This window comes from Phormidium sp. CCY1219 (assembly GCF_055795085.1).
Window position 1 is genome coordinate 1 of the sequence record NZ_JAYFEQ010000362.1, and the last position, 343, is coordinate 343.

The window sequence follows — 343 nt, forward strand, 5'->3', positions numbered from 1 at the left end:
TCGGCAGCTAATCGGACATAATACAAGCCTGCATCATTCCAATGGGAAGTTGCTTTTCCTTCCTTTACCCAACGACGCGCCCGCGATGCTTTTGTAGGCATTGCAGGGGAACCGTCTGGATTTTGAACTGGCACTCTAATCATGGAGATAATCCTATTAGAAATAGTTGCGTGTCCCTACGACCACCAAAAACGTTGTGTCCTGGAATAACCCAGTGCCTTCACCCAAGAAGACCAACAAATAGTCCGGGCTAGGGAAATACCCGGAGGTGTTATCGTTTTTGGCTGCATGGTAAGCGCCAACTCTTAGTTAGACGTTGGGTCGTCCAAGCTGCGCGTATGCG

At 49.3% G+C, this 343-nt stretch carries 1 protein-coding gene; it reads right to left on the bottom strand.

Annotated elements, in window-relative coordinates:
• A partial coding sequence (locus AC0QH1_RS07035; protein ID WP_324630277.1) for an RRXRR domain-containing protein occupies nt 1-143 on the bottom strand: 143 nt, incomplete at its 3' end.
• Nucleotides 144-343: the final 200 nt, after the last annotated feature.